Origin of the sequence: Myxococcus sp. AS-1-15 (genome assembly GCF_020037055.1) — a bacterium.
Classification (GTDB): Bacteria; Myxococcota; Myxococcia; order Myxococcales; family Myxococcaceae; genus Myxococcus; species Myxococcus fulvus.
In genome coordinates, this window is record NZ_JAIQDF010000027.1 from 23,974 (window position 1) to 36,953 (window position 12,980).

Annotated in this window: 14 protein-coding genes; all 14 read right to left on the reverse strand. The window is 71.1% G+C overall.

Annotated elements, in window-relative coordinates; all coding sequences use genetic code 11:
- Positions 1-4: 4 nt before the first annotated feature.
- A complete protein-coding gene (locus tag K8625_RS41670) occupies positions 5-214 on the reverse strand; it encodes a hypothetical protein (RefSeq protein ID WP_223751799.1) in 210 nt (69 codons plus the stop codon).
- Positions 211-1,959, reverse strand: a complete 1,749-nt coding sequence (locus K8625_RS41675; RefSeq protein WP_223785837.1) for a tail fiber domain-containing protein — start codon at positions 1,957-1,959, stop codon at positions 211-213. The genes K8625_RS41670 and K8625_RS41675 overlap by 4 nt, the downstream gene beginning before the upstream one ends.
- A complete protein-coding gene (locus tag K8625_RS41680; protein ID WP_223785838.1) occupies positions 1,956-3,350 on the reverse strand; it encodes a hypothetical protein in 1,395 nt (464 codons plus the stop codon). The genes K8625_RS41675 and K8625_RS41680 overlap by 4 nt, the downstream gene beginning before the upstream one ends.
- Positions 3,347-4,930 carry a baseplate J/gp47 family protein gene (locus tag K8625_RS41685; protein WP_223785839.1) on the reverse strand — a complete coding sequence of 528 codons (1,584 nt, stop codon included), beginning with the start codon at positions 4,928-4,930 and terminating at the stop codon, positions 3,347-3,349. Before K8625_RS41685 ends, K8625_RS41680 begins: the two co-directional genes overlap by 4 nt.
- Positions 4,912-5,400 carry a hypothetical protein gene (locus K8625_RS41690; protein ID WP_141323100.1) on the reverse strand — a complete coding sequence of 163 codons (489 nt, stop codon included), beginning with the start codon at positions 5,398-5,400 and terminating at the stop codon, positions 4,912-4,914. The genes K8625_RS41685 and K8625_RS41690 overlap by 19 nt, the downstream gene beginning before the upstream one ends.
- Positions 5,401-5,446: 46 nt before the next feature.
- Positions 5,447-5,857: a GPW/gp25 family protein gene (locus K8625_RS41695; protein ID WP_223785840.1), complete on the reverse strand. Its 411-nt coding sequence runs from the start codon at positions 5,855-5,857 to the stop codon at positions 5,447-5,449.
- A complete protein-coding gene (locus K8625_RS41700) occupies positions 5,857-6,507 on the reverse strand; it encodes a hypothetical protein (RefSeq protein ID WP_223751803.1) in 651 nt (216 codons plus the stop codon). Before K8625_RS41700 ends, K8625_RS41695 begins: the two co-directional genes overlap by 1 nt.
- 2 nt (positions 6,508-6,509) lie before the next feature.
- Positions 6,510-7,142, reverse strand: coding sequence for a phage baseplate assembly protein V (locus K8625_RS41705; RefSeq protein WP_223785841.1), 633 nt, complete (start codon positions 7,140-7,142; stop codon positions 6,510-6,512).
- Positions 7,139-7,684, reverse strand: coding sequence for a hypothetical protein (locus K8625_RS41710; RefSeq protein ID WP_223785842.1), 546 nt, complete (start codon positions 7,682-7,684; stop codon positions 7,139-7,141). Before K8625_RS41710 ends, K8625_RS41705 begins: the two co-directional genes overlap by 4 nt.
- Positions 7,681-8,565 (reverse strand): hypothetical protein, encoded by an 885-nt coding sequence (locus tag K8625_RS41715; RefSeq protein ID WP_223751806.1) that lies wholly within the window; start codon positions 8,563-8,565, stop codon positions 7,681-7,683. Before K8625_RS41715 ends, K8625_RS41710 begins: the two co-directional genes overlap by 4 nt.
- Before the next feature lies 1 nt (position 8,566).
- Complete coding sequence (locus K8625_RS41720; protein WP_223785843.1) at positions 8,567-9,595, reverse strand: hypothetical protein; 1,029 nt, start codon at positions 9,593-9,595, stop codon at positions 8,567-8,569.
- 3 nt (positions 9,596-9,598) lie between these two features.
- Entirely contained in the window at positions 9,599-9,808 is a 210-nt protein-coding gene (locus tag K8625_RS41725) for a hypothetical protein (RefSeq protein WP_223751808.1), read from the reverse strand.
- Between the two features lie 1,898 nt (positions 9,809-11,706).
- Positions 11,707-12,573, reverse strand: coding sequence for a hypothetical protein (locus K8625_RS41730; RefSeq protein ID WP_223785844.1), 867 nt, complete (start codon positions 12,571-12,573; stop codon positions 11,707-11,709).
- A gap of 3 nt (positions 12,574-12,576) precedes the next feature.
- Positions 12,577-12,966: a hypothetical protein gene (locus K8625_RS41735; RefSeq protein ID WP_046713998.1), complete on the reverse strand. Its 390-nt coding sequence runs from the start codon at positions 12,964-12,966 to the stop codon at positions 12,577-12,579.
- Between the last annotated feature and the right edge of the window lie 14 nt (positions 12,967-12,980).

Sequence of the window (12,980 nt, forward strand, 5' to 3'; positions counted from 1 at the left end):
GGCTTCAGCGCGCGGCGTGCGGGAGGTTCGTCACGGTGGCGTTGGTGGCCTCGTCGGCGGGCAGGAGCTCCTGGAGCACCTGCATGGCGCCCTCGATGCGCAGCATCGTCTGCACCAGTCCCGTGCGCTTCGCATCCAGCTCCGCGAGCATCTTCTGTCCCGCCTCGTGCTCGGCCTTGAGGTCCGCGAGGCGCTTCTCGATCTGGCTCTTCATCCGTGCTGCTCCTGGTCGTGGAGGCGCCGCTCCAGCGCCTCGATGCGTGTGTCGTAGTGCGCCTTGAGCTCCTGGAGCGCTGCGATGGCCAGCACGCTGAAGGCCTCGTACGCGAGCCCCTTGAGCGGCTTGCCGTCCTCGAGCATGGGCGCGTCCGAGACGAGCTCCGGGAACAGGGGCTCCACCTCCTGCGCGACGAGCCCCAGCTGGTGATGGCCCGTGGACTTCAGGTCGAAGCTCACCGGGCGCAGCGCGAGCACGCGCGGGAGGATGCCCTGGAGCGACTCGATGTTCTCCTTGAGCTGGACGTCGGAGAACTTATGCCACTCACCATCCTGGGGCATGTAGCGGCCGTTGCCGCTGCTGTGGAACATGTGGAAGGTGCCCTGGCCCTCGTACGCGATGTCGATGTAGCGACCGGAGGTGTTCTCGCTGAGGCGGATGCCCACGTTCGCCTCGCGCTGCTGGACATGCAGGGGGGCCGAGGGCCGCGCCGCGCCGATGCCGACGTTGCCGTTGACGATGCACAGCCGCTCCGCGGTCCCCTGGAAGATGGCGAACGCGTCCCCGGGGTCGTTCTCGACGCCGATGACCAGCCGGCCATTCTCCTCGTCGCCCGGGAGCGGATTGGGGAGCCGGTAGTAGCGGATCCACGCGCCGTCGCCCGCGCCACCGAAGGCGTCCACGGGGAACTGGATGCCATTGCCCGTGGAGTTCCCGATGGAGGGCGTGATGGCGCCGCTGACGCGCAGGTTGCCCCCCTGGACGTCCAGCCGCGCGCCCGGCGTTTGCGTGCCGATGCCGATGTTCCCATCCGCGTTCATCCACAGCGTCGACGTGTTGTTGACGATGAAGGAGAACGCGTTGTTCGCGCGCGCACCCACGTCCCAGAACAGGCCGGAGGCCGTGCCGCCGCTCAGGCCGTACCGGATGGACGCCCGCGACTCGCCCTTGTGCCAGACGACGTGGGGGTTGTTGATCATCAGCCCCGCGGCCTGCCCCGCGCCGATGGTCACGTGGGACATGCCGGGGGACCAGTCGCTGGTCAGGTTCACCACGAAGCGGTCGAACCCGGACGCGCCCCCCGGCAGCCGCACGTCCAGCGCGCCCTGCGGATCGTTGGTGTTGAGCCCCACGCTTCCGCCGGCCTTGATGTGCAGCCGAGGCGTGCCCGGGCCCGAGCCCGTCTCCGGGTCTCCTCCGTCCTCGGTGATCTGCAAGCCCAGCGCCGCCGGGCCGGGCTCTCCGCGCACCTGCCAGCTCTTGGTTCGGGTGCGCAGGAGCATGGACGCGCCCTCCGCGCCGCCCATCGTCTTGACGACGAGGCCGATGCCCCAGGTCTGGCTGCCCGAGGTGCGCACCTCCAGGGGCGCGGGGGCCTCGGTGTTCGGCGGTGCCACCACCAGCAGGCGCTTGGTCCCCGGCGCCGCGCCGATGCCCACGTTGGCGTTCACCGTCAGCGGGCCACTCAGGGTGCCCCCCGTGAGGGACAGCTTCTGGGCCTCCAGGTCCAGGAAGCGCGTGGTGACGTCGACATTCCTCACCACGAGGGTGTCGGTGGCCTCGACGCGGGTCACCTTCAATATCGCGGAGGGGGAGATGCTGTCGCCCGCGAGCTGCTTGCCATCCAGGCCGCCGCGGTGGGTGTGGTTGTGGATCTCCGCTCGCGCCTGCAACTGCATGTTGTTCCAGGTGTCCGCGAGGATGGGGTCACCGGGACGGGCGGGGTAGTAGGGCTGACTCATGGCTGGAACCTCGAGGTATCGAAACGGGTGCCGTCGAAGACGCCACCCCAGGTCAGCGACTCCTGGGGCGCGGGGAACTGTTCGTGCAATTCGATGTGGGAGCCGAACGACGTCAGCGCGTCGGTGGGGACGAGCCGCTCGGAGAAGTCCGCCTCCAGCACGACGCCCAGCGGGCCCTCGCGCGCCACGAGCGCCTCGGCGGGCATGGGCAGCGTCAGCTCGATGCGCGTGCGCACGCCGGCGCACCGTCCGTACTCCAGCGCGGCGGTCAGCTCCTGCACCAGCCCTGGCAGTCCGGGCGTCACGCCCTCCTCGTTCGGCTCCAGCAGGTGCGGCGGGATGTGGTCCGCGGGGATGCGCAGCGAGAAGGTGGCGGGGGACACCTCCGTCCAGTCGAAGCGCAGCTCCAACGGCGGGGTGTCCCGCTGGGGCAGGGCCTGGGCCTCGGCCTCGAGCACGTCCTCCTCGCTCCACCCGAGCAGATAGGCGCGCACCTCGGGCCGCTCCAGTGTGCCGTAGGTCCAGTGGCTCTCGCCGGGCGGCAGCTCCGGCAGCCGATGGTCCTCCTTGAACACGGAGAAGCGGGAGTCCACCGCGTCGAAGCGCGTCGGTGGGCTCGTCCCGTCCTCGTCGGAGAAGCGGGTGGGGTGGGCCAGGATGATGGGCCGCTCCACGGGGACGCCGTCGAGCATGGGCGCGAAGCCGTCCCGCAGCTTCAGCGTGGCGCCCTGGGGGATGCGGCCCAGGTAGATGAGGTCGAGCCCGGACTCCGCGTGCCGCAGGATGGGGACCGCGACCTCGCGCGAGGTGGCCCGCAGGGTGATGGTGGGCATCGCCGTCGCGAGCCCCGCGTTCGTGGTGAGCAGCCGCTGGCCGCCGCTCACGTCGCGGAAGCCGGCGGTGGCGGGCGTCTGCGGATTGTCCACCAGCTCCAGGGTGAGTGGCCGGAAGGTGCCGTCCTTCCGGGGCACGACGAGCCGGGCCACCGTCCGGCCTTCCTCCCACGTCACCGCCGGAGGTTGCCGCGCCATGTAGACCAGGGAGACCAGGCGCAGCAGCGCGGACGCCGAGCCCAGGCCCGTGCGGTGCAGCTCCACCACCGTCGCCAGCCGCGTGCGGAAGTACTCGGCGGACTCCCCCCGGCGCGGCAGCAGCCCGTGGAGCGCCCCGAGCCGCCCCAGCTCGGAGAGCGCCTTGTCCGCGGGTGACTCCGCCACGGCGAAGCCCCGGGCCAGCGTGTACCAGCGCGAGCGCATCAGCCGCGTCAGCCCGCCCTCCATCTGCTCCAGCTCCAGGGCGAGCGTGGAGAAGAACTCGTTGAGCTTCGTCCCCGATTGGAGGACCGGGGGAAGGTAGCCGACCATGCGGCGTCTGCGCTGGTCCGCGCTCATCCGACCCCCACCAGCTCCGCTCCGCCGAACACGAGGCGCAGGTCCGCGGACACCTCGAGCTGCGTCACCTCCTCGGTGAGCGCATTCGCGGACGGGGCGGAGACCAGGGCCACCGTGGTCCCCGACGGCAGAGTGACGTCACAGCCGAGCAGCCCCGCCACGTGGGCCTGCGAGCGCAGCGCCTCTTCCAGCTTGCCGCGCGTGAGGTACGTCGGGAGGGTGGGGCGCTGCTGCGCCTCCTCGGTGAGCCGCGCCGCGTGGACCTCCACCGCGCCGCGCAGCGCGTCGCGCACCTGCTCCGCCGTGCGCGTGTCGCCCTGGGCGAGTGTGACGACCAGGTCCAGCCGCCACGTCGGGGGGCGCAGCCGGGTGATGCGCGGCGGCTTGCGCACCAGGTCCACGCGCGCGGCCTCGAGCGACTCCAGCCGCCAGTCCCGGTTGGCGCCATACAGGCGACTGGTGGACTCCAACACGAGCGTCTTCCCGAGCGCGGCCTCGGAGGCGGTCCCCCACACGTACGTCTCCACCTGGATGTCGGAGATGCGCCGCACCGCCGGGTCGCCGTAGAACAGCGCCTCCAGCTTGCGCCGGCTCACCGACGCGCCCACGGGCAGCTCCCGCATGTAGCTGGACAGCTTCTGCTGGAGCTCGCGGCGCAGCCGGTCGAACGTCGCCTCGTCCATGGCGTCGTCGTTCGGCTCCACCTTGAAGTCGAGCAGGAAGAAGATGGTGCGCGCATAGCGCAGCCGCACCAGGATGCCCGCGGCCTTGGACTCGCGGATGGCGGCCTCGACGCGCCGGACGCCCTCGACGTCCGACTCGAAGTCCGTGTCGCCCACCAGCACGTCGACGACGCCAGGCGGCGCGTCCGCGGGCTCTCGCACCGTGACGTGTTGGACCCCTTGCTTGCGCACCGCCGCGGCGATGGACTCCAGCGTGCCCTTCTCGCCGTCGCGCATCGCGGTGCGCGCGCGGGCGCGCAGGTCCGTGTCCGTCTCGTCCTCCGAGTCCCGGCGCAGCGGGGCCGGGTTGGAGACGGCCTCGATGCCCAGGATGGGCCGGGGCATCAGCGTCAGCTGGAAGGGGTTGATGACGGGGGGCGCCTGACGCGCGTCCTCGTCGTCCGACTGGACCTCCTGCACCGGGATGAGCACGCGCGTGTCGCCCTTGCGCAGCGTGGCGTCCTCCCGCGTCTCGAAGAGGGGCAGGGGCTGGCCGTCCGCCGCCATGCCTGTCACCTGGCGTCCGGCGGGGATGCCGATGTCCTCCGGCGCGGGCGCGGCGCGGCAGAGCTCCACCTCCCCGGTGAGGCGTCCGGCGCGTGCGCGCGTGAGGCCCAGCACTGCCACCACGTTGTCCAGCGCCGCGCCCTCGGCGGTGTCCAGGTAGCCCGAGCGGTGCGCCAGCTCCATCATCGCGTAGAACGTCGCCATCTCCCGCGCGTACGCCTCCGCGAGGGTCCGAGCCATGCCTCCGGCGTTGGGGTCTGTTCCGGCCCCCATGTTCGCCAGCAGCCGCTCGACGATGGCGCTGAACGTGGTCGTCTCCGGAGGGATGAGGCTCAAAAGGAGATCTCCCACGTCATCTTCATGACCATGTTGGAGCCCCGGTTGACCTCCTCGAAGCGCACGCGGTTGAAGAGGATGGGCGCCCCCGTCCCCAACGTGACGAGGATGCCGGCCTCCGTCAGGGGCTGGACCGTGGACTGGGCCGGCGGCGGGGGCAGGGTGGCCGTCACCAGGGCGCGCACCGTGCTGGTGCCGTCGCCGAGGATGACCTCCTCCACCTTGGGCGCGGTGTCCGCGGCCAGGTCCACCTGGTTGTCGAGCTTGATGTTGGAAGGCATCGGCTGCGTGGTGCCGGTGCCCACGGCGATGGACCAGCTCGTGGTCAGCGCGTTGACGCGCCCCATGAGCAGCTCCGCCACCAGTCGCTTGCCGGCGATGGTGATGAGGTTGGGGACCTTGCGGCGCTCCATCAGCGTGCCGTCCAGGTTCAAGAGCTCCAGGGTCAGCACTCCGTTCATGCCCTGCGTTTCCTTGCCGTTCATCACGCTCTCCCGAAGTCGTGTCCGTACCCCGTGTGTCCCGCCGCGCTCAGCCCAGGTCGAGCGACAGCCCCAGCTCCACCGGGTCGCCGGTGATGGCGCGGATGCGTGCCCGCACCTCCACGGCCCCCGGGAGGTCCGGCCGCGCGGAGACGGTGAGCTGCAGCACCTCGTCCACGCGCGGGTCCTCCTTGATGGCCTGCCGCACGTACCTGCGCAGCAGGTCCAGGTTGGCGCGGTCCAGCGGCTCGCCGATGAGGTCCGCCACCCGGCTGCCGTAGCGCTGGTGGCCCAGCTGCTCCAGGTGTCCGCGGTAGACGAGCAGCCGCATCGTCAGGGCCTGGATGAGGTTGTCCTTGCCGCTCACCGTCGCGGCGCCGCCGTCGTCGGACCAGTCCAGGTCCACGCCGCCCGACTCCTTGAAGGAGAGACGCAGGTCGGTCTTGAGCGCGTCCGTCATCAGAGCAACCTCCCCGGGCCCGCGGTGGCGCCGGGCGAGCTGGGGATGCCCGGGGCGACCTTCAGGCGCGTCATCATCTGCGTGAGCGCGTCGGCCAGCGTCTGCGCCATCGCGCCCGCCAGGTCCGGCGCGTTCTCTCCCCGGATGCCACCGGCCTGGAGGAAGCCGAGCGCAATCGGCTGGAGCATGGGCTTGGCGGGCGCGGCGCCCATGAGGCTGCCCGGCGACGTGGTGGTGAAGCCCGCGATGGCCATCCCCGGCGCCACCATCACCGTCGTGGTGAAGAGCACCAGGGCCTGCTCCACCGTCTGCGCGATGGCCTTCGCCAGCGCGTCGCGCTGCTCGCCGTTGAGCTGGTTGGACGCGAGCAGGCCCTTGGCGATGGGCTCTATCTGCGACGCGCCGGGGCCGCCCGCGGGCGGGGGCAGCATCATGCCGGGCCCCGCGGTGCTGCCGGCGCCCGGAGGCGGAGGCGCGGCGGCGGGGATGCCTGGTGACACGATGGCCATGTTCGCGAAGAGGGTGAACGCCTGGCCGCAGGCGTCGCCGAGCGCGGTGGCCAGGTCCGGGGCGTTCTCTCCCCGGAGCCCCGCGGACTGCATGGCGCCCTTCGCCAGGCCGCCTATCTCGCTTCCGCTCGGTGCGGGCATGGTTACTTGGCCTTCACGTCCTGCGAGCCCTTGAGCGGCGCGCCGGTGAAGTAGCACTTGTGGCTCTGCTCGGTGATGACGCCGCTGCCGCCCTTGCCCAGGTCGATCTTCCCGGACGCGTCCACCGTGCAGTCGGTGCACTTGAGCTGCACGTTGCCCTCCACCTCCAGCGACAGGTCCGTCTTGCCCTTGATGGTGATGACGTCGTCCTGCTTCACCGTGACGACGGTCTCCCCGGCGGTGATGACCACCGACTGCTCCTGGTTGATGGCGATGGACGTCTTGCCGTTGGGGGGCGAGACGACGCGCCACTCGTCCGCCTCGTGGATGGGCGGGTTGAGCTTGTCCGAGTAGAGCCGGCCGGTGATGACGGGGCGGTTGGGGTCGCCGTTGAGGTACGTGATGACGACGAGGTCCCCGGCGTGCGGCGCGCTCACCATGCCCAGGTGCGGCGTCGCGATGGGCACGCGGCGCAGCTCCAGGCCGCTCTCGCGCAGCTTCACGTTGCACTCGTGGTTGTGCGCGTCGCCGTCCGCGTGCGGGAAGGCGCTCGTCACCACGCCCAGGTCTCCCAGGCGCAGCGAGGCCAGCTCGTCGCGGATGATGGCGCGGATGATGGTGACCAGGTCGCTCATGCTCCGCCTCCCACGAGCTGGGGCGCGCCGGACGGCAGGGCGGTGAACGACTCGGTGCCGGGGGCGACGAGCGCTTCGGCCAGCTCCTTCAGCGTGTCCTTCAGGTCGATGACGGCCCCGCGCAGCGACGCGAGGGACTGCTTGGGCAGGTAGCCCTGGAGGACGACGGTGACGCCCGCGCGGATCTTCTCCAGGAGCTGGTGCGCCGCGTGCGCCGCGCCCGCCAGCGGGGCCAGGGGCTCCAGACCCATGTCGCGCATCTCCTGTTCGGACTTCTCGCCCAGCGCCTTGAGCCCATCGAGCGCGGGGTCCAGCGCGTCGAGCAGGTCCGGGATGGCCGCGACCTGCTCCAGCTTGCCGATCCACGTGATGATGAAGTCCAGCGCCTTGTCCATGCCGTCGAGGACGACCTTCACGGGGGCGCCGATGCCGCACTTGCGCACCAGCCGGACGATGGCGGCGACGGTGTTGGATTCGAGCAGCTCGTCCAGCGCGTCGATGAGCCGGGTGATGCCATCCACGATGTCGGCCGTCGTGCTCACGGGAGTTTCTCCAGGTCCTTGAAGGGGCCGAGCGGATCGAACCCGCTGATGACCTCGCCCAGGGCGACGGCCTCCTTGCCCACGCGCTGGACCTTGGCGAGGAAGTCTCCGGCGCCGGCGATGTCCTTGATGATTTCGAGCGCGTCGCCCAGGTCCAGGCCCGTCATCTGCTCCAGGATGTTGATGCCCTCGGTGGCGAGCTTCTCGATGAACTCGCCCAGGCTCCCCGCCTGGCTGAGCGACTGCACGAAGCCGATGATGGCGCCGGGGTTCACCTTGCCGAGCTTGCCGAGCAGGCTGCTGAAGTTGCCTCCGGTGAGCGAGCCCTTGGTGCCGTTGACCACCGAGCCCAGCTCGTCCGGCGACAGGTGGCCGAGCAGCTCCGGGTTCGCGTCCACCGCGTCCATGAGCGTCTCCGGCTTCTGGAGCACGCCCGCGGCGTCCGTGGAGCTCCTGGCCCAGGACTGCGCGTCCTGGGAGACGGCGTCGTTCACGGCGCCCACGCCCGCGTCCGCCTTGGCGGGGGGCTCGACGTACTCCTTCACGCGCAGGAAGAAGCTGAAGCGGCTCTGGTGGCCCGCGAGCTGGCGCACCTGGAAGTCCGCGATGAGGACGTCGGTGAGGTCCGCGCCGGCGATGGCGTCCGAGGCGAACGAAAGGGGCGTCGCCTTCATCTGCGCCTGACGCAGCTCCTCCAGCGCGGCCTGCGGATCCTCGCCGAGCAGCAGGCCCTCCATGACCACGGTGACGGGCTCGCGGCCCAGGTCCTGGAAGACGCTGCCGGCCTGCCCGGGCACGCGCTGCTGGACGAGGTTTCGCGCGTCCTCGGTGTAGATCTTCGTGAGCCCGATGAGCTCGATTCTTCCGATGCGGACGGGCATGTCAGAGCTCCATCCGGGTGGTGAAGCCCGTGCGGGCGTCGAGCTGGTGGCGCACGGTGCGCACGCGGAGCACCTGTCCGGAGAGCAGGTCCTCCACGGGGTGTCCCTGGGGGATGTCCTTCACGGCGATGAGGTCTCCGGGTTGGACGGCGGGCGCGCCGAGCACGACGAGGAAGCCCTGGAGCTTGCGTGACGCCAGCGCGGTGACGCGGCCCTTGGCCTGCGCGGAGGCGCCGTCACCGCTGCGCACGGCGCCGTCCTTCACCTCGCGCGAGTGCTTGCCCACGGAGCCACCGCGGACCTGCCCCTGGTCACCCAGCGCGGCCTTGCCGTGGATGGGGGCGACGTCGTCCACCAGCCAGTGGGCCTTGCTGTCGCCCTGGGAGCTGGCCGCGCCCTCTCCCCAGACCTCGAAGCCGTCGATGGCGGGGAGCGCCTGGTGCAGCTGCGTGCGCAGCACCTGGGTACGGTAGACGAACGTGTGGTCCGCGCCGCCCTTCCTGGGCGCGGAGAAGTGCACCTGGCCTCTTCCGTTCGTGAAGACGTCGAAGCCGCACTGTTCGGCCAAGCGCTGGATGTGGCGCAGGGCGCGAGGGCCGCGGTGGAGCACGTAGCTGGGGAACGTCAGGCCGTCCTCGACGGTGCCCGCCTTCGCGCTCGCGAGCCCGAGCAGGTCTCGCACGATGGCGCCCGCGGACATCTGCTCGTAGGCGCCCGTGGCGTCGATGCGGGCGAGCTGGGTCAGCGCGTCGCCGCCGATGACGACGGCGGAGTCCGCGGCGGCGCGGGCCTCCAGCACCTGTCCGGTGAAGACGGTGATGGAGCCGTCACCCGGGTCCAGGGCGATGGTGGTGGATTCGCCGGGAGAGGGGAGCCCCGCGTCGGAGGGGACGAGCTCCACGGTGCATCGTCCGCCCACGCCGTCCATGGTCAGCTCGCTGGAGATGGAGCGGACCAGGGCCTGGCCCTGTCGGGAGGAGTTGGAGGCCCGGAGCGAGCCGATGCTCACCGTGTATCCGATGCCGGCCATGGCTCAGACCTCCAGTCCGTGGCGACGCGCCGACTCGCGGAGGATGTCCACCAGCGCGTCCTCCAGCGTGCGCCGGTCCATGCCCGTCGCCGTGTTGTCGGCGCCGACCTGCACGCTCACGTTGAACGTGTTCTGGACGGGGGCGCTGGTGTTGGGCTCGGTGCTCGGGGCGGGGACGGAGAGCTGTCGCGCGTGCTCCAGCAGCGGCGCCATCGCGTGGGAGACATCACGCGAGAGGGGGAGCACCGGCTGGGGGGAGGGCGCGGCAGCGGGCGACGGCGCTTCGGGAGGCGCGAACGTGAGTCGGGACTTGGGACGAGCGTGGGGAGTCGTGGGCGACGGCGGTGTGGGAGACAGCAACTGCACGACGCGCGGGCGTGGGCCGGCGTCCGCGCTCGTGGGAGTACCGCTCGCGGCGGGCGAGGGGAGGGGGACCTCGAAGGCTCGCTCGTGCGGAGCCGGGAGGTTCGTCGCATCGGCGACGAGCGGCGGCGCGGAGGTTGGCGCGGGCACGGCGGCGCTGCGGGGAGGCAGGGCTCTCATGAGCCGGACGACCTGTCGCTTCGGCGAGGCCGGGTCCGTGGACTTGACGGTGATGCGGAGTCCTTCCGGTGCGGGTCTTGTTGCGGCGGAAGCAACGTGCGTCCCGGCGGAGACCTCGGGCCCTCGGGAAACGCTGGCGTGCGGCGATGCATCGGGGCGCGGTCCCACGGAGACGGACAGGGGAGTCGTGGCCGTGCCGCTTCCGTCATCGCTCGCGAACATCGAGGCGTCGGAGGACCACCCCCTGGGAACTGGAGAAGCTCCGAGGGACTCGGACGCCCGCGACGCAAATCCGTGTTGCACGCGCGGAGCGTGTTCATGTGTCGCGGAGGCACCGGTTCGCACCGAGTCACCCGACGAGGCGTGAGACGCGGACGCATCAGGGGAGAGCCCCCGAGCGGCGAGGGCGGCTTCGCTCGATGACGCAAGCGATGTGAGGTCGGATGCCCCATGCGCCGCATCACGGGATGAGGCCCAAGACGCGCTGGAGGCCGCTGCTCCATCTGCTGCGTGACTCGCGACGGGACCGTGCCGAGCCTCGCGCGTCGCAACCATCGAGAGGGCAAGAGCGCGCGTCCCGTGTGCTGTGTGACTCGCGCGCGAAGCGTGCTGCATCTCACGCGTCGCATCCGTTGAGAGGGCGAGGTCGCGTGTTCCCTGCGCAGTGTGACCCGCGGAAGGAGCCTGCTGCGCCTTGTGCGCGGCATCCGCCGAGGGGACGAAGTCGCGCGGCCCAGGCGCTGTGTGACTCGCGGAAGGAGCTTGCTGGGCTATGTGAGCGGCATCCGCCGAGGGGACGAAGTCGCGCATCCCAGGCGCTGTGTGACTCGTGGAAGGAGCTTGCTGGGCCTTGTGCGCGGCCTCCGTCAAGAGCGCGAAGTCGCGCGGCCCAGGCGCTGTGTGACTCGCGGAAGGCTCCTGCTGGGTCATGTGCGCGGCAGCCGCCGAGGGGACGAAGTCGCGCATCCCAGGCGCTGTGTGACTCGCGGAAGGAGCCCGCTGGGCCTTGTGCGCGGCCTCCGTCGAGAGGGCGAAGTCGCGCGTCCCAGGCGCTGTGTGACCCGAGGAAGGGCCTTGGGGGGCCATGTGCGCGGCCTCCGTCGAGAGCGCGAGGTCGCGCGTCTCATGCGCTGCGTGACTCGCGGCCACGTCCTGCTGGATCTTGTGCGTGGCAGCCGTCGAGAGGCTGCTCGGAACGGATGCTTGGGACGCAAGCCCCCGCGTCTCAATCGATGGGGAGAGGGGTGCTCGTTGGGGCGGCGCCACGTCCCTCGACGAGAGGCCTGAGGGCACCTCGTGTCCATGCGCGGGCTTCAAGAGGGCTCCGTCATTCGACATGACGAGCGCTCCGGACTGCATGTGGCTTGACGGGTTCGGAGTGCGAGCCAGGCGGGATGCGTCGGTTCCAGCCGTCGCGCTCGCGACGTTCTCCTCGGCTGGCCCGGGACGTGGCTCCTCGAGGGGGCGCGGGAGGGGCGCGCCGATCTGCCGCGCGACCCCTTCGAGTGCACGCAGCGCCGGGGTGCGCAGGCGTGAGGTCAGCTCCGCGGTGGTGAACGTCGTTCGCATCAGTCGTCCTCCACCTGGATGACCACCGCATCGGGAAGGTCGGACAGCCGCGGGGCCCGCGATGCGGGGGGCTGACGCGGAGGCGGAGCAGGAGGCTCCGTGAGCTTCAACATCGTCAGCAGTCGGTCCACCTCGGAGGCGGGCGTCGCCCAGACCTGGGCGGGAGTCCACCCCAGGGCACGGCACAGCTTCAGCGTCATCTCCGCGAGGACCCGGGCCTGCTTGCCGGAAGCCTCCAGCATCCGGTCCTCGGGACTCGCGGCGTCCGCGTTGACGGTGACCACCGCCTCCAGCAGCGCCGCGGTGGTGGCGCCGTCCAGCGACTCCAGCGTCACCGGGGGAGCCCACTCGACGACCGACGCGTCGAGCATCCCGCGCAGATACCGCTCCAGGCTCAGCTCGCGGGCGCCATCGGCCATCGTGACCAGGCTCGCCTCGAGCACCTGGGTGCGCTCGGCGAACGTCCATGGGCGCAGCCGGGCACGCACCTCGCCCACCTGCCGCCATCCCTCGGGAAGCACCCCGACGGACGGCTCGCGAAGTCCACACAGCGCCCACCACAGCGCGAGCGGCGCCAGCTCCGTGAAGCACGACTCCGGAACGCCCGAGTCCCGCAGCACGTCGAGCGCGAAGGCCTCCGCGTCGAAGTCCAGCCTTGCGCCCTCCAGCCGCGCGTGCGAGTCCAGCGCGCGCAGGTGCGCCCCGAAGCCCCACCGTCGGAGCGGGACGCGCTCCCCGGTGGCGACCTCCACCTCGATGCTCCGCGAGGAGTCCTCGGTGTGGAGGCGGAATCGCCGGCCGTCGATCTCGATGGAGACCGACGCTCTGGGCGATTCCGTGTGTGGGCTCGCGGGCGCCTCCCTCACGGACTATTCCTCGCGCAGGCGGGTCGCCGTGAAGGCGTACGTCGTGGCGGCGCTGCCGTGGGCGTCCATCTGGAACGACTTGCTCTCCACGAAGCAGTCGTCGAAGGACAGGGTGCGCGTGTCGTCCGTGCCCTCGGTGCGCTTGAGGTTGGCCACCAGCTGGAACTTGCCGCGCGCGTCGAGCAGCGAGTCCAGCTTCACGGCGGCGGAGCGGATGACCAGCTCACCGATGACGGTGCGCAGGCCGAAGATGACGTCCACGCGCTCGTTGGAGCCGATGGCGCGGATGTCCTCGCGCTCCGTGACCACCCGGAAGGCGAGCGACTGGAGGCCGTCCACGGCCTCGCCGTCGACGAGGATGCTGCTACGGTTGGCTGAGAATACCGTTGGCATCGATGCGTTCCCTC